A 22,502-nucleotide genomic window follows, 5' to 3' on the forward strand; every position below is an offset into this window, starting at 1 on the left:
CCGCCCATGCCGCCAGTCACGTAAGCCAGTTTCTGTGCCATCTGTCTCTCCTTCTCCAGGCCGTCTCGCAGCCCTTGGTGGTGGGGAGCCAGACGTTTCCGTCCGTCCCCGTGATCGAGGGTCACATCCTATATTGCAGAAAGCAATGTCACAATACGGAATTGAGGATGATGTACCTTACCCCCGCGAATAAGCGATTCGTGGTCTCGCATGCACTCAAACGGCGGGATTTGTGATTGGCACCAGCGCCACGCACGCGCCAGGCCGGTGGCAACCGGCCCATGGCGCTCAGAAGGTCACGACCACCGAGCCCGCGCTGCGCGTGGCCGGGCCATGGAAGACGGCTTCGATGTTGTTGCCGTCAGGGTCCAGGACGAACGCGGCGTAATAGCCCGGGTGGTACTTGCGTTCCCCGGGGGCGCCGTTGTCGGTGCCGCCGTGGGCCAGCGCGGCCTCGTAAAACGCGTCCACCATGGCCCGATCCTGCGCCTGGAACGCCAGGTGGTGACGGCCCGTCAACTGGCCCAGCGCGGCCTCGCTGTCGGCCGTGGACACGAAGAGCTCATCGGCCCAGAAATGGTCCTCGCCGCTGCCGCCCATCGGTATCCCCAGGACCTTGAAGACGGCCTCGTAAAAGGTCCGGCTCGCCTTCAGGTCGCGGACGACCAGTTGCAAATGGTCGATCAGGCGGCCGCGGTGCAGTTCCTGCGTCTCCATGGCGCACTCCACGGGGGCTGTGGTTGAGCGCGCGATGGTAGGGCGGCGTTTCGCCGCCTCGCTTCCCGTGCCGCAAAGCCTCGGCTTGCAGCGTGGCCGGATCCAGCCGGCCTCGGGCGCGGCGCCCAGTCCGTGGACGGGACCCTGCAAGGGCTAAGGGATAATCAAGGGCTTTGCCCAGAGCGCGGCTCAAGAGCCTGGTCGCACGGGCGCGCGAGGGGACCGCAGTTCCGCGGCCCGCTTCCTTTTTCGCGATTTCCATCCGCACCCACGATGCCCGCATACCGTTCCAAAACCTCCACCGCCGGCCGCAACATGGCGGGTGCCCGCTCCCTGTGGCGCGCCACCGGCATGAAGGACGACGACTTCTCCAAGCCCATCATCGCGGTGGTCAACTCCTTCACCCAGTTCGTGCCCGGCCACGTGCACCTGAAGGACCTGGGCCAGCTCGTTGCGCGCGAGATCGAGGCCGCGGGCGGCGTGGCCAAGGAGTTCAACACCATCGCCGTCGATGACGGCATCGCCATGGGCCACGACGGCATGCTGTACTCGCTGCCCAGCCGCGACATCATCGCGGACTCGGTGGAGTACATGGTCAACGCGCACTGCGCCGACGCCATGGTGTGCATCTCCAACTGCGACAAGATCACGCCCGGCATGCTCATGGCCGCCATGCGGCTCAACATCCCGGTGATCTTCGTCTCCGGCGGCCCCATGGAGGCCGGCAAGACGCGCCTGGCCAACCCCGTCACCAAGGCCGTGGAAATCAAGAAGCTGGACTTGATCGACGCGATGGTGATGGCGGCCGACAAGTCCTATTCCGACGCCGAGGTGGCCGAGGTGGAGCGCTCGGCCTGTCCCACCTGCGGTTCGTGCTCGGGCATGTTCACCGCCAACTCCATGAACTGCCTCACCGAGGCGCTGGGCCTGTCGCTGCCCGGCAACGGCACGGTGGTGGCCACGCACGCCGACCGTGAGCAGCTGTTCAAGCGCGCCGGCCGCCGCATCGTGGAGCTGGCCCGCCAGTACTACGAGCAGAACGACGAGCGCGTGCTGCCGCGCGCGGTGGGCTTCAAGGCCTTCGAGAACGCGATGACGCTGGACATCGCCATGGGCGGCTCCACCAACACCATCCTGCACCTGCTGGCGATCGCGCGCGAGGCGGGCATCGACTTCGGCATGGCCGACATCGACCGCCTCTCGCGCGTCGTGCCGCAGCTGTGCAAGGTGGCGCCCAACACCAACAAGTACCACATCGAGGACGTGCACCGCGCCGGCGGCATCATGGCCATCCTGGGCGAGCTCGACCGTGCCGGCAAGCTGCACACCGACGTGCCCACCGTGCACGCTCGCACGCTGAGCGAGGCGCTGGCGCAATGGGACATCGTGCGCACGCAGGACGATGCCGTGCGCAACTTCTACCTCGCCGGCCCGGCCGGCATTCCCAGCCAGGTGGCCTTCAGCCAGGACACGCGCTGGCCCAGCCTGGACCTGGACCGCGCCGAGGGCTGCATCCGCTCCCACGAGCACGCCTTCTCCAAGGAGGGCGGCCTGGCGGTGCTCACGGGCAACATCGCGCTCGACGGTTGCGTGGTGAAGACCGCCGGCGTGGACGACAGCATCCTCGTGTTCGAGGGCACGGCCCACGTCACCGAGTCGCAGGACGAGGCGGTGGATGACATCCTCAACGACCGGGTCAAGGCCGGCGACGTGGTGATCGTTCGCTACGAGGGCCCCAAGGGCGGCCCAGGCATGCAGGAGATGCTCTACCCCACGAGCTACATCAAGTCCAAGGGCCTGGGCAAGGCCTGCGCGCTGCTGACGGACGGCCGCTTCTCCGGCGGCACCTCGGGCCTGTCCATCGGCCACTGCTCGCCCGAGGCGGCGGCCGGCGGCGCCATCGGCCTGGTGCGCAACGGCGACCGCATCCGCATCGACATCCCCAACCGCACGATCAACGTGCTGCTGTCCGACGAGGAACTGGCGCATCGCCGCGAGGAACAGAACGCCAAGGGCTGGAAGCCCGCCAAGCCACGCGCGCGCAAGGTCTCGGCCGCCCTCAAGGCCTACGCCAAGCTGGTCATGTCGGCCGACAAGGGCGCCGTGCGCGACCTGTCGCTGCTGGACGACTGATCCCCGCGGCGCGCCTCGCGCCCGCCAGCACGAAAGCCGCTCCGTGGAGCGGCTTTTTTACGGGCAGCACCGCGCCGTTGAGCCAGCAACGGCAAGGGAGAGCCCGCTGATCGGCGTGGACAGGCCATAAGCAACATACTCGATTAACGCCAGCGCACGGACGGATTCACCACCTCTTTACCGGCCCGCGGCGTGTCCCTTTCCACACCCTCCACCCCCCTCTCACGCCGACACGCGAAACGGCTCCCGCCGGTGTCGCGGGCTGGGTGAACCCGGCCCGCAACGGAGTGAGCAAGCCCGTCCGCTGATGGCCGAGGCCTTGTGCAAGAGGAAGCAAGGGGTGAGGAAGGGGAAGGAAAGCCGGGCTCGCCAGGAAAAGCGGTTGGCGGAATGCTGCAGGTGAATCGAGTATGTTGTTTGATCAGCGCTTTCTGCCCGTGGTCCACGCGCGGGAGCGCGCGGACGCGCGCCTCACTGGACCGAGCCCAGCATGTGGTCCACCGCGGCGGCGACCTCGGCGTCGCTCAGCTTGGGGTTGCCGCCCTTGGCCGGCATCGCGCCCTTGCCCTTGAGCGCGCTGTTGAGCAGCGCCTCGCGGCCGGTCGCCACGCGCGGCCCCCAGGCGGCCTTGTCGCCCAGCTTGGGCGCGTTGGCCAGGCCCGGCACGTGGCACATGGCGCAGGCCTGGTTGAACACGGCCGTGCCGTCGGCGGCATGGGCTGGCAAGGCGGCGAAGGTGGCGGCCACGCCCGACAGGAGGAGAAGCGCTGCGTTGGTGCTCAGGGACATCGATAAGCCTCTGGTGTGGGACTGCGAATGGAGAACGGGAGCTGCCCGCCTGCAACGCAAGCCCCGTACCGGCCTCGCGCCCCGGGTCTCCGGCGGCTCCGAAGCCCCAGCATCGTCGGTATCAACCCTTAGCCGTAGCGCCAGGCTTCAGCAGCCGGTGGCGCAGCACGCGGGCGCGGACTGCTCCATCACGCAACGACCGCGGCCGGAACCCGGCCCGGCACGCTGCGCGCGCAACGGCTGGCTCGGATGCTGCGCGGACGCGGCCCCGGAGTCCGTCGCCCGTTTGGGATACAGGCGGCCTCTCAGCCCTGCACGGCCACAGGCGCCAGCTCGTCGCGCAGCATGAGCATGCTGCACTGCAGTGCGGACAGCGAATCGCTCATCGCTGACACCGCAACCGCCAGCCGCCCGGCCGGGCTCGGGGCCGCGGACATCCGTACCTGGACCTCGGCCAGGCGGGCCCGCGCGGCGGCCTGGTGTTGCGCCGGCATCTGCGCGAATGCTTCTTCGAACAGGAGCCGCCGCTGGGCCTCGAAGGCCGCCGGGTCTTCCTGCGCGAGCCTGGAGAAGAGGTCGAAGTCGAAGGAGTGCTGCATGGCTGTGGAACCGTCCCGGCCTGGGCGTTCACGGCAAGGGCCGTGCCGGCAGCAGGCCCGGGCGGCATGCTGGATCAGGAGCCTCCAGCCTGAGCCGCACCGGCCCGCGCCTCCAGCCCCCGATACGGTGGTAGCTAGCGCTTGCAACCGTCGCCAATTCCCGCCGGTTGCTGCGCAATACACTAAAGATCAGCGCCATCACGCCGAAACCCTTGGCACGGTGCCCGCTGATGGTGGCAATCCGAAGTTCCCCGGGCACAGGCTCGGTAAAGAAGATCGCCTCGCGCAGCAAGCAGCAACCGGGGGAAAGATGGGTGCGTCAGCATCAGACGCGGACGAAGCGGGTCTTGCTCGCCTGGCCGACCGTGCGGCCGTGATGACATGGTGGAGCGACCCCGCGGGCAACTGCGTTGGCCTGAGCGCGTCGTGGCGGCACTACACCGGCCAGACGCTGGAGCAGGCGCGGGGCACCGGCTGGAGCGGCGCGCTGCATCCCGACGAGCGTGAGCACACGCTTCAGCAACTGCGGCAGGCCCATGCGTCGCGGCAGGCGGTCCGGCTGGAGCTCAGGCTGCTGCGGCACGATGGCCTGTTCCGCTGGGTCGCGGGCGCGGCGGAGCCCAGCTTCGGCGAGGACGGCCGGTTCAGCGGCTGCATCGTGTCGCTGCTGGACATCGACGAGATCAAGGCCGCCGAGGAGGCACAGCGCCGCGCCGTCGACGAGTTCCGGGCGCTGACGCACCTGCTGCCGAGCATCGTCTGGACCGCATCACCCGTGGGGCGGCCCGATTTCGTCAACGAACAGTGGTCCAGGTATACCGGGCTGCCGCGGCAGTTGCGCAACGCGCGCGCCTGGGCCCGGCAGATCCATCCCCGGGACCGGGCACAGGCGCTCACGGCATGGAAGGTGGCGCGGCGCGCCGGCATGCCCTACGAGGTGGAGCTGCGGCTGCGCAACGCCGCCGGGAACTACCGCTGGTTCCTGGTGCGCGCGCAGCTGCTGGGCGACGCGGACGGGCGGGGCGAGCGCTGGTTCGCCGTGGCCACGGACGTGCACGAGCAGCGCGTCGCGCGCGAGCTGCTGGAGCGGCAGATGCAGCAGCGCACCGCGGAGCTGCGCCTCCTGAGCGCGCGCGAGCACGCCATCGTGGCCAGCGCCAGCAGCGCCATCGTCACCACCGACCTCCGCGGCGCCATCACGTCCTTCAATCCGGCGGCCGCGGCCATGTTCCGCACCACGGCGGCCGGGATGCTGGGCCACCCGATCGCGGCGCTCCACGATGCCGACGAGCTGCCGCCGGTGCTGCTCGGCCTGCCGGGGGACCGGTACCAGCTGCCGCCGGACCTGCAGGCCGCCCTGCTGCGCGGCGACGCGCCGCAAGGCGAGCCCGGACAGCGCACCGAGTGGACCTTCGTGCGCGCCGACGGCTCGCGCTTTCCGGGGCTGCTGAGCGTGACGCTGCTGCGCGACCTGCCCGGCAACGTCATCGGTTTCCTGGCGATGATTGCGGACCTCACCGAACGGCGCCGCATGGAGGACGAGCTGCGCCAGCGCACGGCCCAGGCCGAGTCCGCCAACCAGGCCAAGAGCGCCTTCCTCGCGCACATGAGCCACGAGATCCGCACGCCGCTCAATGCCGTCATCGGCCTGAGCCAGTTGCTGCAGCGGATGGAGCTGCCGCAGCGGGCGGGCGACTACGTGGGCTACATCCACCAGGCCGGCGAGCAGTTGCTGGCGCTGGTCAACGACGTGCTGGACCTCTCACGCATCGAGGCCGGCGAGCTGCGCCTGGAAGCCGTGCCCTTCGAGCTGGGGCCGCTGCTCGACGCGGTGCGCGTGCTGGTGCAACCGCAGGCCGATGCCAAGGGCCTGGCCCTGGAGCTGGACGTGCCCGCGCAGTTGCCGGCGCGCCTGCTGGGCGATCCGTTGCGCCTGAAACAGGTGCTGCTCAACCTCTTGAGCAACGCCGTGAAGTTCACGCCGGCGGGCCACGTGGGGCTGGCCGTGAGGCAGCGCGCCTCCAACGGCCGGCTGGTCTCGCTGCGCTTCGAAGTCAGCGACACGGGCATCGGCATCAAGGCTGACCAGCAGGCCCGCATCTTCGACCCCTTCACGCAGGCCGACAGCTCCACCACGCGGCGCTTTGGCGGCACGGGGCTGGGCCTGTCCATCGTGCGCAGCCTGGTGGACATGATGGGCGGCCAACTCGGCCTGCAGAGCCAGCCCGGCCAAGGCACCACGTTCAGCGTGACGCTGACGCTGGAGCTGCCGCAGACCTGACGGTGCCCGCAGTCAGCCGGGCTTGCGGACCGTTGAGCACCGGGCCGCCGTTGCGACCCGTGGGCGTCACGCTCACCGTGGTCAGCAGGCCCGCGGGCACCCCCATCTCGGCCACGCTGCCGGCCAAGTCCTGCGCCGTGATCGTCGGCACGTCGTTGGCGCCCGTGACCGTCACGGTGAGCAGCTGCGTGGCGCTCTTGCCGGCGCTGTCCGTCACGGTGGCGTTGAAGCGCTCGGTGACCGTTTCGCCCGCGGCCAGCCGCTGCGCCACCGCGCGGTCCACGCTGTAGGCCCGGAGCCCATCAATCCTTCACGCCCGCCTCCGCGCCGCCGCAGGTGGGGGCCGAGCACAACCCGTAGAGCGTGAGCGCGTGCTCCCTCAGCTCAAAGCCCATGGTCTCGGCCACGACGCGTTGGCGGTGCTCGATCTCGGCGTCATGGAACTCCTCCACGCGCCCGCAGCGCACGCACACGAGATGGTCGTGATGGTTGCTCTGCCGCAGCTCGAAGACGGCCTTGCCGGTGTCGAAGTGGCTGCGGCTGAGCAGCCCCGCCTGCTCGAACTGCATCAGCACCCGGTACACCGTCGCCAGCCCGATGTCGGCGCCTTCGTTGACCAGTTCGCGGTACACGTCCTCCGCGCTGAGGTGGCGGCTGTCGGCGCGCTTGAAGACGTCGAGCACCCGCATGCGCGGCAGTGTGGCCTTGAGGCCGCTGGTCCTGAGATTGTCCGCCTGGGGCAGCGGTTGCTTGCTCATTGCTCACCTTCCATCACTGGCTGCGGAATACCCGGGCGCATCGCGCGGGCGCGGCATGGCCGCGCGTGCATCCTGCTCCGGTCAGGACATTCTAAACAGGAACGATTCTCGTTTATCAGGCGACCGCGGCCGGCCACCGCTCGTAGGCGCCGCGGATCGAAAGGTCAGCCCGCCCGACTGGCGGGCGCCTGTTGCGGCATGGGATAGGCGGCGATACGGGGAATGGCCATGGGTTCTCCTTGAGAGGCGTGAATTTGGGGTTGGGCCGTTGGTGAAGGAGGTGCGTCAGGGGTGGAAGGGACGGGGTGGCCGGGCATGGCTAAAGGGCGCTAGCCGTGAGGGACGAAGACTCGGAATGAGCTTCAAGCGCCAAGAACGGCAACGGGCGGCCGGGGCCGCAAAGCCCCGGCCGCCCGTTCAGGTCGGCAAGTGAAGGTGAGCCGGGAGCCGGCCGCTCAGGGCGCGGCCGTGCGCCTGCCCACCCCGGTGCCGCCTCAGCCGGCCACGCCCAGCGACTCCAGCGCGGCGTTGAAGGTGGCGCTGGGGCGCATCACGGCGCTGAGCTTCTTCGGATCCGGGAAGTAGTAGCCGCCGATGTCCACCGGCTTGCCCTGCACCGAGTTCAGCTCCTCGACGATCTTGGCCTCGTTCTCGGCCAGCGTCTTGGCCAGCGGCGCGAAGCGCGCCTGCAGCTCGGCGTCCTCGGTCTGCGCCGCCAGCTCCTGGGCCCAGTACAGGGTCAGGTAGAACTGGCTGCCGCGGTTGTCGAGCTGGCCGGTCTTGGGCGACGGGCCCTTGTTGTTGTCCAGCAGCTTGCCGGTGGCGGCATCGAGCGTGCGGGCCAGGAGCTTGGCCTTCTCGTTGCCGGTCTTGATGCCGAGGTCTTCCATGCTGACCGCCAGGGCCAGGAACTCACCCAGCGAGTCCCAGCGCAGGTGGTTTTCCTCGACCAGCTGCTGCACGTGCTTCGGCGCCGAGCCGCCGGCACCGGTCTCGTACATGCCGCCACCGGCCATCAGCGGCACGATGGAGAGCATCTTGGCGCTGGTGCCCAGCTCCATGATCGGGAACAGGTCCGTCAGGTAGTCGCGCAGGATGTTGCCGGTGACGGAGATCGTGTCCAGGCCACGGATGACGCGCTCCAGCGTGTAACGCATGGCGCGCACCTGCGACATGATCTGGATGTCCAGGCCGGTGGTGTCGTGGTCCTTGAGATAGGTCTCGACCTTCTTGATCAGCTCGGCCTCGTGCGGGCGGTAGGGGTCCAGCCAGAACACCGCCGGCATGCCCGAGTTGCGCGCGCGGGTGACGGCCAGCTTGACCCAGTCGCGGATGGCGGCGTCCTTGACCTGGCACATGCGCCAGATGTCGCCGGCCTCGACGTTCTGCGACAGCAGCACCTCACCGGTTTCGAGGTCAACGATGTTGGCCACGCCGTCCTCGGCGATCTCGAAGGTCTTGTCGTGCGAGCCGTATTCCTCGGCTTGCTGGGCCATCAGGCCGACGTTGGGCACCGTGCCCATCGTGCGCGGGTCGAAGGCGCCGTTGGTCTTGCAGAAGTTGATGACTTCCTGGTAGATGCGGGCGAAGGTCGATTCGGGGATGACCGCCTTGGTGTCCTTGGGCTTGCCGTCGGCACCCCACATCTTGCCGCCGATGCGGATCATGGCCGGCATCGAGGCGTCCACGATCACGTCGTTGGGCGCGTGCAGGTTGGTGATGCCCTTGGCCGAGTCCACCATCGCCAGCTCGGGGCGGTGCTCGTGGCAGGCGTGCAGGTCGCGGATGATCTCGTCGCGCTTGGACGAGGGCAGCGTGGCGATCTTGTCGTACAGGTTCACCATGCCGTTGTTGACGTTGACGCCCAGCTCGTCGAACAGCGCGCCATGCTTGGCGAAGGCTTCCTTGTAGAAGATCTTCACGGCGTGCCCGAACACGATCGGGTGCGAGACCTTCATCATGGTCGCCTTGACGTGCAGCGACAGCATCACGCCGGTCTTGCGGGCGTCCTCGAACTGCTCTTCGTAGAAGGCGCACAGCGCCTTCTTGCTCATGAACATGCTGTCGATGATCTCGCCGTCGAGCAGCTTGACCTTGGGCTTGAGCACGATGGTCTGGCCGCTCTTGGTCGCCAGTTCCATCTTCACGTCGCGCGCGCGGTCCAGCGTCATCGACTTCTCGCCGTGGTAGAAGTCGCCGTGCTTCATGTGCGCCACGTGGGTGCGCGAAGCCATGCTCCACTCGCCCATGCTGTGCGGGTTCTTGCGCGCGTAGTTCTTGACCGCCAGCGGGGCGCGGCGGTCGGAGTTGCCTTCGCGCAGCACCGGGTTCACGGCGCTGCCCAGACACTTGGCGTAGCGCGCGCGGATGGCGCGCTCGGCATCGGTCTTGGGGTCTTCAGGGAAATCGGGCACCTGGTAGCCCTTGGACTGCAGCTCCTTGATGGCGCTGACGAGCTGGTGCACCGAGGCGCTGATGTTGGGCAGCTTGATGATGTTGGCGTCCGGCTCCAGCGTCTTCTTGCCCAGTTCGGCCAGCGCGTTGGGCACCTTCTGCATCTCGCTCAGGTACTCGGGGAACTCGCCCAGGATCCGGTTGGCGACCGAGATGTTGCTCTCGGCGATCTCGATACCCGCCGGCGCGGCAAAGGTGCGGATGATCGGCAGGAACGAATACGTCGCCAGCAGCGGCGCCTCGTCGGTCAGGGTGTAAATGATGCGGGGATGCTCGGCAGCCATGGCTTCGTTCTCTGTGCGGGGGTGAGGAAAACCTAATACTGTATTCAATATTTGCCGTCATCCAGCTGACGCGCGCCGTACAGAGTCCGATTCCTCCCCGCCAAACCCGTGCGGCGCGCTCGGGAACCGGCCTGCTTTCCCCCTGGCACACGCCGGGCATGCCTTCCCGGGCCGGCTCAGCGCCCCCCGCACCGGCCTCCAGGAGGGGAATGCGGCAGCTTCAATCGGTGCGCTCCTGGTCCGGGCTGGAGCGGCGGCGTTCAGGGTACGCGGACCCGTCGCGCCGGGCTGCGCGGCGGTCCTGGCCGCTGCGGCGGTCAACGAGGCCCCAAAGCCTGGCCTTCGTCATGAAGAGCCAGCGCAAGCCTTCCGGATCGATGTAATGGCAGTCGCGGACGTCGATCACGATATCCGTGACGCCGCGCGCGATCGCGCCGTGGTACACGGACTCGATCACGGGCAGCGACCCGTAATAGACGTTCCCGCGGATCTTCATGACGCCGCCGTTCAGGCTCACGTCCGGATGTGCCTGCTGCCACTTGGCATAGGCAATCGCCACCAGCGAGCCCAGCACCACGGCATCGAACAGGTCGAGAAACAGCACCGACAGGAACGACACCAGGAACACCGTCGCTTCGCCGCGGTGCTTGAAGTGGGGCTTGATGTCCTGCCACTTCAGCATGTTGGCGCCCAGCAGCATGACGATCGCGGCCATCGCCGGCATGGGAATGATGGCGATCGTCTTCGCGAAGTACAGCACCAGCAGCAGCACCCAGAGGGCCGAAACGGCGATCGCGATGCGGCTGTGCATGCCGAGCCGGTGCACCAGCCACATGCGGTTGAACGAGGCGCAGGTGGGCAGCGACGAAAGGAAGGGCAACAGGCAGTTCGAGATCGCGTCGGCCCTGATGGCGCTGCGGCTGTCGGTGTAGTGGCCTGACTTGCGGTTCATGCGGCGTACCGCCGCCACCGACTGGAACAGGCCCAGGAGCGCCAGCGTCACCGCGCTCGGCACCATGGAGATGATGTCGGGCATCGCCTCCTGGCTGAAAAGCGGCACCGACGGCGAGATCACGCCGAATGTCGAGAGGTTGCCGATCTGTTCGACCAAGGTGTTGGCGTGGCCCACGGTCGCGCCCAGGTACTGCGAGTACATCGTCCCGGCCGCGATGCCGCTCAGCACCGCCCAGTTGCGCAACCGCTCGAACTGCTGCGCGACCACGCAGGTGACGAGCGTGACGAGCCCGATCTGTATGGCGTAGAGGTTGCCGATTTCAAGCACCGCCAGGAACGACTGCCACGCGATCCAGAGCGGCCACTCGACCTCGGTATTGAGCGGCAGTCCGCCGAAGGTGGTGATCGACTTGAAGATCAGGAACAGCCCGATGCCGCAGACGAAGCCGTTGATCACCGGCTCGCTGATGAGATCGAGCATCCGGCCGAGCGGACGGATCACGTAGAACAGCAACTGGACGAGCCCGGCCATGAGGCCGAGGGTCAGTGCCAGGCCCATGTACTCGGCGCCAAACGGCGCGCACAGCGGCAGCAGCGTGACCCCGATCGCGGCCGACATCGAGTTGTTCGGCCCGCCATGGAAGATCCGCGACGGGTTGAGCAACGCGCAGAACAGCACGCCCCAGATCGCGGCGTTGATGCCGAAGTGTGGCGGCACGCCCGCCAGCGTCACCGAAAACGCGACCGCCTGCGGGATCGTCACCAGCGCGAGCGTGAGCCCCACCAGCAGCGTGCCGCCCAGGGCGGACCGGGACCGCCGCGCCGCCGCCCGGTACTTCACGGCAAGCGCTTTCACGGTGCGGGCCGCCCGCTTTGCTGCAGCGGCATCTCCGTCTGGCCCGTGCCCATGAGGTCGAAGAGAAGCGGCATCCCCCGCATCAGCACTTGCTGCCTCAGCGCCATCACCGGGCCCTGCCGGTCGCCGGCCGGGCGCGGCAGGTTGCCGATGTAGGAGGCGATGTCACGGCACTCCTGGTTGGACAGCGTGTTTTCCTGCCCCAGGGGCATGTTGCGGCAGATGAAGCCCGGCAAGATCGTTGACACGTAATTGAAGTAGTTGCGCGATTGCGCGTTCCAGGCATTCGGCCCCGCGATGGCCGGAGCGATGAGTTGTGCGTTCACTTCGCGTCCCGCTGCCTGCGCGCCGTGGCAGTGGATGCACTTCTCCCTGTACAGCGCCTCGCCGCGAACGTAGTCGTCACCCTGCTTCAGCGTTGCCGACGCCGCGATTTCATCGACACCCTGCTCCTCGTAGTGGTTGCCGATCTTCAAATCCAGCGCCGCGGAGAGAAAGCGGCTGTAGGCCGTCACGTCACGGATGAGGTCGTCGGCGATGTTGGGCTTGTAGCCGTTCGACGAGTTGATGTAGCACTGCATCTGGCGCAATTCGTATGGCAGCAGCAAGCCGGTGAAGCGGTCGTACATGTCGGCCATGACCCAGGAGGTTCCCAGGCTGAGCGAGCCCTTGAGGCGATTGCCGTGGGCGTCCTGCTTGTCGCCGGCCGACTGGTGGCAGTGGGTGCAGGCGAGGTGGGTGCCGCGGATGAAGCGGGTCGAGTTCCAGCGCTCGCTGCTCACGTCCGCCGCCTGCCGTCCCTGCGTGTCGTCGATGATGTTGCAACCGCGCTGGATGGCCCGCACGTCCTCGTCGCTGTAGCCACGCAGTTCGACGCTCGTGCCGGTGCGCTGCGCCACGTAGGGAGAGCGGTAGCGCTCGCCGGGCGCCAGGGCGTACTTCCGCAGCTTCTCGCCGCACGCGGCCGTGAGCTTGACCGGCATGTCGCGGGCTTGCTGACGCTGCTGGTGCTTGTGCACGGCCAGCAGATAAAAGCCCCCCGCGGCGAACAGCAGCAGCGCAATCTTCGCAAGCATTGTGCTGACGGGACGCATGGCTCACGGCTCCTTCTTCAAGGCGCCCTCGGTGAGCTGCAGATGGTGGGCGATCGCGCGGGAAAGCAAGCGGATGTCGCGCACCGCAGGGTCATAGATCGTGGGCACGTAGCCGTCCAGATGCTCGACGTAGCAGCGCTGTACTTGCTCCTCGAAGCCGATGCGCTTGCCCAGCCGTGCATTGAAGCGGTCGGAGTTGACGAAGGCGTATGCGAAGTCTTCCATCGTGTGGCAGCTCACGCAGGAATTCACTTTGTCGGCAGCCGTGCGCCGAGTGAATCGTGGCGCGTACTTGGTCGTGTACGACACGAGGTGGTAGCCGTTCTGCACGGCACGCACGAATTGGCCGTCCTTGCCGAAATAGTCGACGTCGTAGCGCGCGCGAAACGCTTCCCAGCCAGGCTCGGGGGCGGTTCCCGATCGGAAGACGGGAACGCCCGAGCCCCAGTGCGCCCAGAACAAGAATGCGGCCAGCAAGGCAAAGGCACCCAGCGCGCGCTGTCGGGTCGTGAGCGCGGAGCCGATGCGTCTGCGCCGAAGCCGGCCCGTGGTACCAGGCGGTGCTGCCGTCGAGTCCCGGCCGTCCCTCACCTGCCCATTCCCTTGGGACCCATGACCGCCTTGACCATCGTGCGGTGGACCGCGTAATCCTTGTCTTCGGCCTTGTTGATGCCGCTCGTCTTGGCAGCCTTCAGTATTTCCTTGCCTGCGGGGTCCTGGCCCAGCTCGGTGAGTATCGACTGGATCGAGTTGCGCAGCTTTGCCGGCATCGTGCGCTTGACGGCCCACGGCAGGAACAGCAGCGGGTCGGTCATCGCCAGCACCTTGAGCTCGCCGGCGTCGATGGCATTCTTGACCACCGGCAAGTCCACGAGGATGTCGCCGCCGCCTGCCGCATCGGCCTGCCGGTGATAGAGCGCCAGCAGCGCGTTCGGCGGATTCACGGCGAACTCGCTCTTGAAGTCCTCATCCTTCAGGCCGGCGCGCATCAGCAGGAAACGCGGCGCGATATAGCTCAGCATCGCGTCCCTGCCGCCGCCAAAAATGACCGTACGTCCCCTGAGCTGGGTCAAGTCGGTGATTCCGCTGTCCCTGCGCACGAAAATCGCGCCGGCGACCGCGTTGCGGCCAAATTCCTGGCTATGGGCGATGACCCTGTAGTTTTTCGCCGAGCGGATGAACTGGTATTGATTGAAATGGACGACGTCGTATTTCTGATCTTCGACGCCTTTCCAGAAAGTGTCGAAATCCTTGGTCGTGGCGACCGTGACCTTGATGTTGCCCAACCGCTGGCTCAAATAATCCGCCAGCGGCATGTACATCGTCGCGGTGTCGGTCGCGTTGTAGCGCGGAAAGATGCCGAGCACGAGGTTTCCGTCCGCAGCGTAAGCGGCAGACTTCAGCACCGTTGCAAGCAGCAGCCCACACAGTCCAACATACTTCGTCACGACGCGAAACCGCCCTCCCTGCGATCCAACGATCACCTGCAAATCCTTCGACGTTATTGTGGTTAGAAACTGATGGCGTCCCGAGCCGCGACGCCGCCCATGAGCCGAGAAATGGCGCCTTCGGCACCACCGGCGTTGAGTTCCTGCAAATACTTGCCATAGGACATTTCGTCCATCGGCTTGGCAATGAGATAGCCCTGGGCATAGTCACAGGCTTGAGCGCTGAGAAACTGCAACTGGGTATGCGTTTCAACGCCTTCCGCGACAACCTCGAGGTCCAGCCCCGCCGCCATTGCGAGGATGGCCTTGACGACCGATGCATCGTCCAGACTGTCCGGCAAACCTGCCACGAAACTACGGTCAATCTTGAGCAAATCAAAACGGAAATACTTGAGGTAGCTCAGTGAGGAGTAGCCGGTCCCGAAATCGTCAAGGGCCAACCTCACGCCAAGCGCGCGCAGTTTCGTGAATTCCTCGGCAACCTGCTTATGGTCCTCCAGAAGCACGCGTTCCGTCAGTTCAAGCTCCAGGGCATGCGGTGGAATACCGTAGGCGGCCATCAGCCGGCCGAGCCTTTCGGAAATGTTCCTCTTGAACTGGACGCTGGAGATATTGATGGCCAGGGAGCCCGGGTCGATGCCCGCACTCCTCCATGCCGACCAGCAGCGACAGGCCTGCTCAAGCACCCAGTCGCCGATCTGGACGATCTGGCCGCTGGCCTCCGCCACCGGAACAAAGTCCGCCGGGCTGATGAAGCCGCGCTCGGGATGGCGCCAGCGCAGCAGCACTTCGGCTCCCTTGAGCCGCCCACAACGGGTTTGGTGAACGGGCTGGAAGAACAGGGTGAGTTGCCCCTGCTCCACGGCAGCGTCCAGGCCCTGCTCCAGCAACACGCGCTCGCGCAGGCGCGTGTTCATTTCCTCGGTGAAGAACATCGCCGACCCGCTGTGGACGGCCTTGGCCTGGTACATGGCGTTGTCGGCATTGGCCATCAATGCTTCGACGCTTTCGCCGTTGTCGGGGTAGATCGCCACGCCGATGCTGCACTTGGCAACGACCTTGCGCCCGCACAGCAGTTGCGGCTCGGACACCGCCTTCGCGATTCGTGCTGCGATGCGCTCGATCTCGGCCTCGTCGGAAAAGGTGGGCACCACGACCAGAAACTCGTCGCCCCCCAGCCGGGCCACGGTGTCGCAAGCCCTCATGCAATCCTTGAGGCGGGCCCCGATGTCCACGAGCAGGCGATCGCCGGCCGGGTGGCCCAGCGAATCATTGACGTCCTTGAAATTGTCCAGGTCGATGAACATGAGGGCGAAGCGCTCGCCCTGGCGCTTGGCACGCTGGACTTCGAGGCCGATGCGCTCGAAAGCCATCATCCGGTTGGGAAGCCCGGTGAGCGAGTCGAAGTTCGCCTGCCGCTGCAGCCGCTCCTGCTTGTGCTTCACTTCCGAAGCCATCGCATTGAAGGCCCGCGCCAACATGCCGAACTCGTCCGTTGAGTCCACATCCACCACCGCGTACTCGCCCCGAGCCACGACCCGCGATGCCGTGATCAGCTTCTGGATCGGCTGCAGCACGTTGAAACGGAACACCGTGTAGATCGCCGCGCCAAGGAACAGGACAACCGCGGCCAGCAGCAGCAGCTGCGTCACGAGCTGGCGATGAATCTCCTTGTGCAGCGATCCGCGGCTGAGCCCGACCAGGAAGCGGCCCAACTCGACGTCGTTGTGGACGATCGGGAAGTCAAGACTGAGCAGGTCGGCCTCGCCGCCCAAACGCCGCAGCGTCTCGACCAGATCGTCCGGCCTGGCGGCCTGGGCCTGGTGGCGCGTCGCGGCGTCGGCGCCACGGATGTAGGTGCTGATCGGGATCCCCTTGGGCGTCACGATGACCCCGTAGACCACGTCCGGCTGCGCGGAAACCTCACGCGTGTAGTCGTTGAGCTGGAGGTAGTCGAACGCGATGATCGCTTGCGGGCTGATCAGCGAGATGAGGCGGCCGAGCGCATGGCCGCGCTCGCGGAGTTGCTGCTCCTGCCGTTGGGTCGAGGTGTGGACGAAATACCACGTATTCGCCGCCATCGTGACGGTCAGGATGAGCAGCACGGTGACGATGAACTTCGCGCGCAGCCCAAAGCGCATCGCGCCCCGCTCGGGATCGGCGATGGTGACATTGGCAGACTGCGCCCCTTCCACGTACTTGTCCTTGCTTCCGTTTACGTCAGGATACCGTAGGCCGGAATAAGCACCCTCCGGGCTTGTTTAGACCGTGCCAAGTAATTCGCAATAGCGAGCGAAGCGTCACCTGGAAGGTGACCGCATGCCGGGACAGGCTGAGGCGCAAGCGTCCACCTGGACCGCCATGGAGCGGGATTTCAAGGTTTTGCGTTCAACGCATCGAACGCCTTTCGATACGGCACCTCGCAAAAGAACCAAGGCTTATCCCGGGCTTGCTCGGGAATGATCCGTGGATATTTTCCGCTCCGGCCAGGGTATGGCCAAACGCAGTGCAGCGTGAGCCTTGTCACGTGCGACGGTGAGCCTGCTTCAATGGCTTCCGCGGCAGGCGGTTTCCCTGCCTTTATCTTCCTGCCGGCCGTCCCATTCACCGCCTAACGGCGGCAGCCCAGTTCGGCAAACCTGCGTTGCGCCAAGGTATTGCCGTCGAGGGTCAGCAAATGCTGCAGGCTTTCGCACTCGGCCTTCCTTATGGTGGCCAGACGCCAGCCTGGCGGCTCGGACCTTCTGGCCTCCCTGGAAGGTGGTTGCGAGTACGCCAACTCGATGCGGGTGGCATCGAATTCCGCGTTGCATGTGCCGGGGACGGGAGCGCAGTTCGGCAACCCGAACCAGGGTGCGGCGGCGGTTTTGGATGCCTCTGAAAAGGACAGGCTCAACACGCCACCCTGTCGCTGCCAGCCGGCACCCGCCAGGTCTCGCGGGGCCTTCGACACCATCACGCCGATATGGCGTTTGCCTCGGCTACCCGAGCCCGCAGGCACCAGGGCGTCAATCCTCCATGCACGACTGGGTTCCATGCCCATCAGAGACTCATCGTCGGCCGGCCACAGCAATTCGAGATTGCCGCGCTGCTGTCCGGTAGCGAACACGTAAAGGAAACCAGGCTCGCGGGCCTTGACTGTGAACTGCAGCCGTTGCTTTTTGAGTATCAGTTTCTCGGACGCCGGTGTCATAACCATTCGAATGGTTGGATCACGCTCATCCAGCAGGTTTTCAAGGGCTCTTTCTGGAGTCGCCGGATTGGCAAAAAGCTGTACCGGTGGCGCGGGAGCCGGCGCCTCGGTCATTTGAGGTACGGGCAAAGGCAGCGCAGGCATATCAGGCTTGGCTGCAACCGGCGTACCGAAGTAATCATCGCCCGGCAGCGAAGCGGTAAACGCTGGACGGTCGCCAATTTCCGAATCCTTGTCTGCCACGCGTATCACGGACATGGACCATGGTTCCCACAACACCAGGCCTGCCAAGCTCCCGAGTAGCACCGCGATGCCGCCAGCCCACGACCGGGGCAGCCGCGATCCGGATGGAAGCCTGAAGCGTCGCCTGTCGTTCCTGGAAATTGGGGGGATGTGCACGTCCTGACGCTCGTCCCCGGATTTTTTCCAGTTCCAAGCCTTTTCCTGCAAATCCAGCTTGCGCAGCAGCTCAAGGGCGGCCGTGACGTTTCTTGGCCGGTGTTCAGGCCAAACGGCAAGGCAATGATCGATGAACTGTAGAAATGCGGCCGAATAGCGCCCGCGCCCCAGCGTGAGCGCGGAAACCATGACGTCTTTCCTGACACGCACCACCGATTCCACGGGCATTTTGCCGGAGATGGCGAAATACAACATCGCGCCCACGGCGTACAGGTCCGTCCAGGGGCCCTGTTTCAAGGAACCGGAGTCGCTGTACTGTTCGAACGGTGCGTATCCAGGCTTGAGAAGTACCGTCAGGGCTTGCGTCGCATCGCCAATATCCTGCTTGGCGGAACCGAAATCGATCAGGAGCGGCCGGTCGCCAGGCAGCATCAGGATGTTGTCGAGAGCAATGTCCCGGTGCAGCCATCCCTGCTGGTGCACGACATCCAGTCCCTTGAGCACGCGCTCCATCAGTTCGCGCAGCCATTCTTCCGGTGGCGGCGCAGCCATGCTTTTCAGGCGCTGCTTCAGTGTCTGGCCCTCGTAGAACGGCATCACCATGTACGCCGTTCCAAGCTCTTCCCAGAAGCGGTACACCTCCACCACCGCCGGGTGCTTGAACTTGGCAAGGCTGCGGGCCTCCCTGATGAAACTGCGCAGGCCGAGATAGAAGGTTTCCCGGTGCCGCTCCGACAGCGGCTCGATGGAGTGATCGGGCAGTCGTTGCGCCAGCGACTGGGGCATGAACTCCTTGACCGCGACCAGACGCTCCAGCCGGGTATCGAATGCCAGGTACACGATCCCGAAGCCGCCCTTGCCCAGAACCCGCTCGATCCTGAACTCCGCCACCAGGTGCCCTGGAGGCAACACGCCCACGGGCCTGTTCCGCCCCTGGTCGCTGGGCTCGCTGTTCGTATCAGCGGTAGACATCTGTGATCCAGGTCCGGGGGTTGATACCAAAGGCCAATCGTTGGCAATCAAAAGTCACTGTTTTCGTGTCCGGGACCCGCTGCCTACCCGCCACGACATGAGCTTGATTGCCGCTGGATTGATGATAACCACGCACGAAGCGGCATTCCCCACCTGGGGTTGCTCAATGGTTGAGACAAAAACACCGCCCCCCTCTGCCACTGCAGCCGTTTCTCTCTGTCAAGTTATTTAAAAAAATTGCAAACCCGGTTTGTGATGACCATGATCCATGCCAACAAACCCAGCCAGCAATTCGCCATTTTCTTTCGATGGCAGGATCAACGTGATGAGCAGAAATAGGCGTTGGGTGCCAACACGAAATCGTGCCGCCGGGGTTGATTACGGAATTCGGGGGTGCTTCATGCACTGTATTGCAACGAGAGTCCGCGGTCGGCACCGCGCCCCCCTTGTCACCCTTGACCGGCTCCACGCCCGGCATCGCGCAGCAGCAGCGCACGGCTGTACTGCAGAAACTCGTCCAGGTGGCGTTCGATGATGCGAACCGTGATCGGAAGCTGCAGCGCCTGGTAGTCGTGCACGGCGATGTTGCGGAAGCCCACCATCCGCTTGAGACCTTCGGCCAGCGCGGCGTCGATCCAGCCGCCGCGGGACAACAGCGTGAACACATCCCGCGCGCTTTGTGGCACGCCCAGCCGCTCGCGCCTGATCAGGTGCTGGCCCATGTCCAGCGCGGCTTCGCAGGCGCGCTGGATGTTGAGGATGGCGGCGTCCTGCCGCGTGTAGTCGGTGGCAAACCCGGCCGGATTGGCGGCGTACTCCTCTCGCGCCCGGCCCACGCAGCGCTCAATGGTGGCCGCCTTGTTGAGCAACACGTCATCCGCCATGGATGCTTCCCCTTTGCCCTATGTCCGCAAGCAGCCCGGCGCGGGCGGTGTCGAGCTCGGTCTTTTCGCTCAACACGGCGGCTTCGAACAAGTCGGCCCGCACGTCGCTTCGCCACCAGCGCTGACCCGTGGTGATGATCTGGTACTGCATGACAGTGGACGCCGCGCGCAGGTCCAGCAGGTCCACCGGGCAGCCCGCCACCTCCTCCAGATCGCCGGCCAGTTCCCACAACACGTGCGGGTCGGCATAGCCCGCAACGAGCACGGCCAGATCCAGATCGCTGTCCGGGCCTGCCGTACCCTGGATGCGGCTGCCGAAGGCATGGACGGCCAACATCCCAGGCAGGCGGTCCCGCAGCATGCCGAGGATGGCATCGCGGTTCAAGACAGAAGTCATGGCATCCAGTATTCCACGGTGCGTAGACAGCAAAGCGCGACGGCGACAATGCCTTCTTCCGCTGCACAGCAGAGATAATCCCCCATAATCTTTGCCGACAAAAATCGATGCCAAGCAATCCGAACAACAGCAAGTCGCAGTTGGGCTAAAGCGCGACAAGCAGTTGCCGCCATCCACTGGGATGGCCTCTATCGGAGGCGCCTTCACTCACCGGCGGCCCGCATGAGCGCTTGTTGCCCGGACCCGTCACCGGCGCTTTCACCACTGTGGCGATGTCGCTGGGCACTGGTCGCACGGCTGCAACGCGAGCCAGAATCGGAAACCGTCGTCGCGGCTGTTGCGCGAGTCGGCGAAGGGCTAAGGTCGCTGTGCCGGTCAAAGGAAAAGACCTCCAGGACGGTGCGCACCACGGACTGTTCAATGCGGCCGCTCACCCAGGAATGATCAAGCGTGCAGAGATCGGCCTGCCCGCCATGGGATGTCGATCACAGGATGGCTGTGGAAGACGGAGCAGCGCGCTCCAACTCGGGAACCGCAGTGAGGAAATGCTGCGAAAAACGGTGCGCACCCGGGCACCACGGATGTGCCCTCAACGGATTTGGCAGGGGAGGAAGGACTCGAACCCTCGCATGTCGGAATCAAAATCCGATGCCTTAACCAACTTGGCGACTCCCCTACACCGGCTCCGGCTCACGCCGTTGCCTTGCAAGCAGAATTTGATTCTATCAGATTTAGCAGCTGTTTTTGCTTGCAATGAGGAACAGCCCAAGCAGCTTGAGCAAGGACGTACAGCGCGACCTCGCGGCCTCGTGGCGGCTGCAAGGCAACTCGGCGCTATGGTTCAGGCACCGGATCTCCCGGAGAGCCGGCGCCATACTTTGAGGAACGCACCTTGGACGACACCTACGATCTCATCGTGATCGGCGCCGGTTCCGGCGGCGTCGCGGCCTCCCGGCGCGCTGCGGCCCACGGCGCGCGCGTCCTCATCGCCGAAGCCGACCGCGTGGGCGGCACCTGCGTGATCCGCGGTTGCGTGCCCAAGAAACTGATGATGTACGCGGCGGGCTGCTCGCAGTTGCTCAGCGAGGCTGCCGGCTTCGGCTGGACCGGACTGGCAGGCCGTTTCGAGATGGCACGCTGGGCGGACGCCAAGGCACGCGAGATCGGCCGTCTTGAAGGCATCTACCGCAAGCTGCTCGCCGACTCAGGTGTCGAACTGGTGGCGGGCCGTGCGCGACTGGCAAGCCCTGGCCTCGTCGAGGTATGCGGACGCACGCTGCGCTCCGACCATGTCCTCATCGCCACCGGCAGCTCGCCCGCACAGGACGCCTTGCCCGGGTTAGCTCTGGCCATGACGTCGAACGAGGTCCTCGACCTGCGCGAGGTACCGGAATCGCTGCTGGTGGTCGGTGGGGGCTACATCGCGGTGGAGTTCGCCAGCATCCTGGCCGGACTGGGATCCCAGGTCACGCTCGCCTTCCGCGACACCCATCCCTTGCGAGGCTTCGACCGCGACCTGCGCACGCGCCTGGCCGACGCACTGGCCGGACGCGGCATCACGCTGGCGAGCGGGGTAGCCCTGCACGGGCTGGCACAGAGTGAAAAGGGTTTCGAGTTACAGCGTGCCGATGGCTCGGTGCTGCGCGCCAGCGCTGCGCTCAATGCCACGGGCCGGCGGCCGAACACGGCGGGACTGGGACTGGCGGAAGCGGGCGTGCAGACCGACGTGCGCGGGGCCATCGCCGTGGATCTCGACAGCCACACCACCGCCGGCGGCATCTGGGCCATCGGTGACGTGACCAACCGCGTGAACCTTACGCCGGTAGCCATTGCCGAGGGCCGCGCTTTTGCGGACAGCGTATTCGGCCGCAGCGCCTCGCGCGTGGACCACCGCACCGTCGCAAGCGCCGTGTTCACCGACCCACCGATCGCCACCGTAGGTCTGACCGAGGCCGACGCGGCCAGGGAGGGACCGGTGGACGTGTACGAATCAGACTTCCGGCCGATGAAGAGCGCCTTCGCGGGGGGCACAGCCCGCACCTACATGAAGCTGGTCGTGGACGGTCTCAGCGACCGGGTGCTGGGCATCCACATGATCGGCACCGATGCCCCGGAGATCGTGCAAAGCCTGGCGGTGGCGATGAGCTGCGGCGCCACCAAGCGCGACTTCGACCGCACGCTGGCCGTGCACCCCACGGCCGCCGAGGAATTCGTGCTGATGCGTGAACCCGCGCGCCGCCACGGTGCGCCGCCGCACGGACCCACCGGTGCCGCGCCGACCTGAGGGCTG

The 22,502-nt window shown here is 65.9% G+C and carries 17 protein-coding genes and 1 tRNA gene; 3 read left to right on the forward strand and 15 right to left on the reverse strand.

Translation table 11 applies throughout. From position 1 onward, the window contains the following. Positions 1 to 288 precede the first annotated feature (288 nt). Positions 289 to 717 (reverse strand): VOC family protein, encoded by a 429-nt coding sequence (locus Q0741_RS11675; RefSeq protein ID WP_298233375.1) that lies wholly within the window; start codon positions 715 to 717, stop codon positions 289 to 291. 273 nt (positions 718 to 990) lie between these two features. Between Q0741_RS11675 and ilvD the strand changes: the two genes are divergently transcribed. Continuing rightward, the gene (gene ilvD / locus Q0741_RS11680; protein ID WP_298233376.1) at positions 991 to 2,850 is read left to right on the forward strand and encodes a dihydroxy-acid dehydratase; all 1,860 of its coding nucleotides are present in this window, start codon (positions 991 to 993) and stop codon (positions 2,848 to 2,850) included. Between the two features lie 471 nt (positions 2,851 to 3,321). Here the strand turns inward: ilvD and Q0741_RS11685 are convergent, their stop codons facing one another. After that, entirely contained in the window at positions 3,322 to 3,639 is a 318-nt protein-coding gene (locus Q0741_RS11685) for a c-type cytochrome (RefSeq protein ID WP_298233377.1), read from the reverse strand. 305 nt (positions 3,640 to 3,944) lie between these two features. Beyond that, a complete protein-coding gene (locus tag Q0741_RS11690) occupies positions 3,945 to 4,238 on the reverse strand; it encodes a DUF3135 domain-containing protein (protein ID WP_298233378.1) in 294 nt (97 codons plus the stop codon). A 310-nt stretch (positions 4,239 to 4,548) separates the two neighbouring features. Here Q0741_RS11690 and Q0741_RS11695 point away from each other — a divergent pair, with 310 nt between their 5' ends. Beyond that, positions 4,549 to 6,519: a PAS domain S-box protein gene (locus tag Q0741_RS11695; RefSeq protein ID WP_298233379.1), complete on the forward strand. Its 1,971-nt coding sequence runs from the start codon at positions 4,549 to 4,551 to the stop codon at positions 6,517 to 6,519. On the opposite strand, the gene Q0741_RS11700 is transcribed toward Q0741_RS11695, so the two are convergent. The 12 genes from Q0741_RS11700 to Q0741_RS11755 all read right to left on the reverse strand — a co-directional run bounded on the left by Q0741_RS11700 (position 6,482) and on the right by Q0741_RS11755 (position 20,888). Beyond that, positions 6,482 to 6,826 carry a VCBS domain-containing protein gene (locus Q0741_RS11700; protein ID WP_298233395.1) on the reverse strand — a complete coding sequence of 115 codons (345 nt, stop codon included), beginning with the start codon at positions 6,824 to 6,826 and terminating at the stop codon, positions 6,482 to 6,484. The two genes, Q0741_RS11695 and Q0741_RS11700, sit on opposite strands and share 38 nt — an antisense overlap. Next, positions 6,822 to 7,277 (reverse strand): ferric iron uptake transcriptional regulator, encoded by a 456-nt coding sequence (gene fur, locus Q0741_RS11705; RefSeq protein ID WP_298233380.1) that lies wholly within the window; start codon positions 7,275 to 7,277, stop codon positions 6,822 to 6,824. The genes Q0741_RS11700 and fur overlap by 5 nt, the downstream gene beginning before the upstream one ends. A gap of 494 nt (positions 7,278 to 7,771) precedes the next feature. Beyond that, positions 7,772 to 10,015: an NADP-dependent isocitrate dehydrogenase gene (locus Q0741_RS11710; protein WP_298233381.1), complete on the reverse strand. Its 2,244-nt coding sequence runs from the start codon at positions 10,013 to 10,015 to the stop codon at positions 7,772 to 7,774. Between the two features lie 220 nt (positions 10,016 to 10,235). Further along, positions 10,236 to 11,825, reverse strand: coding sequence for a SulP family inorganic anion transporter (locus Q0741_RS11715; protein WP_298233382.1), 1,590 nt, complete (start codon positions 11,823 to 11,825; stop codon positions 10,236 to 10,238). Then, positions 11,822 to 12,901, reverse strand: coding sequence for a c-type cytochrome (locus tag Q0741_RS11720; RefSeq protein WP_298233383.1), 1,080 nt, complete (start codon positions 12,899 to 12,901; stop codon positions 11,822 to 11,824). Before Q0741_RS11720 ends, Q0741_RS11715 begins: the two co-directional genes overlap by 4 nt. A 21-nt stretch (positions 12,902 to 12,922) precedes the next feature. Beyond that, positions 12,923 to 13,396 carry a hypothetical protein gene (locus tag Q0741_RS11725; protein ID WP_298233384.1) on the reverse strand — a complete coding sequence of 158 codons (474 nt, stop codon included), beginning with the start codon at positions 13,394 to 13,396 and terminating at the stop codon, positions 12,923 to 12,925. A gap of 110 nt (positions 13,397 to 13,506) precedes the next feature. Beyond that, the gene (locus Q0741_RS11730; protein ID WP_298233385.1) at positions 13,507 to 14,403 is read right to left on the reverse strand and encodes a PhnD/SsuA/transferrin family substrate-binding protein; all 897 of its coding nucleotides are present in this window, start codon (positions 14,401 to 14,403) and stop codon (positions 13,507 to 13,509) included. Between the two features lie 26 nt (positions 14,404 to 14,429). Beyond that, the gene (locus Q0741_RS11735; protein ID WP_298233386.1) at positions 14,430 to 16,562 is read right to left on the reverse strand and encodes an EAL domain-containing protein; all 2,133 of its coding nucleotides are present in this window, start codon (positions 16,560 to 16,562) and stop codon (positions 14,430 to 14,432) included. Positions 16,563 to 16,978: 416 nt separating this feature from the next. Further along, positions 16,979 to 18,877, reverse strand: coding sequence for a serine/threonine-protein kinase (locus Q0741_RS11740; protein ID WP_298233387.1), 1,899 nt, complete (start codon positions 18,875 to 18,877; stop codon positions 16,979 to 16,981). Positions 18,878 to 19,380: 503 nt separating this feature from the next. Beyond that, positions 19,381 to 19,815, reverse strand: a complete 435-nt coding sequence (locus Q0741_RS11745) for a DUF86 domain-containing protein (RefSeq protein WP_298233388.1) — start codon at positions 19,813 to 19,815, stop codon at positions 19,381 to 19,383. Then, positions 19,805 to 20,212, reverse strand: a complete 408-nt coding sequence (locus tag Q0741_RS11750) for a nucleotidyltransferase domain-containing protein (RefSeq protein WP_298233389.1) — start codon at positions 20,210 to 20,212, stop codon at positions 19,805 to 19,807. Before Q0741_RS11750 ends, Q0741_RS11745 begins: the two co-directional genes overlap by 11 nt. Before the next feature lie 599 nt (positions 20,213 to 20,811). Continuing rightward, a tRNA-Gln gene (locus Q0741_RS11755) sits at positions 20,812 to 20,888 on the reverse strand. A gap of 216 nt (positions 20,889 to 21,104) precedes the next feature. Here Q0741_RS11755 and gorA point away from each other — a divergent pair. Further along, the gene (gene gorA, locus Q0741_RS11760) at positions 21,105 to 22,496 is read left to right on the forward strand and encodes a glutathione-disulfide reductase (protein WP_298233390.1); all 1,392 of its coding nucleotides are present in this window, start codon (positions 21,105 to 21,107) and stop codon (positions 22,494 to 22,496) included. Positions 22,497 to 22,502: the final 6 nt, after the last annotated feature.

The sequence above is a fragment of the uncultured Azohydromonas sp. genome (assembly GCF_937926365.1).
GTDB lineage: Bacteria > Pseudomonadota > Gammaproteobacteria > Burkholderiales > Burkholderiaceae_C > Azohydromonas.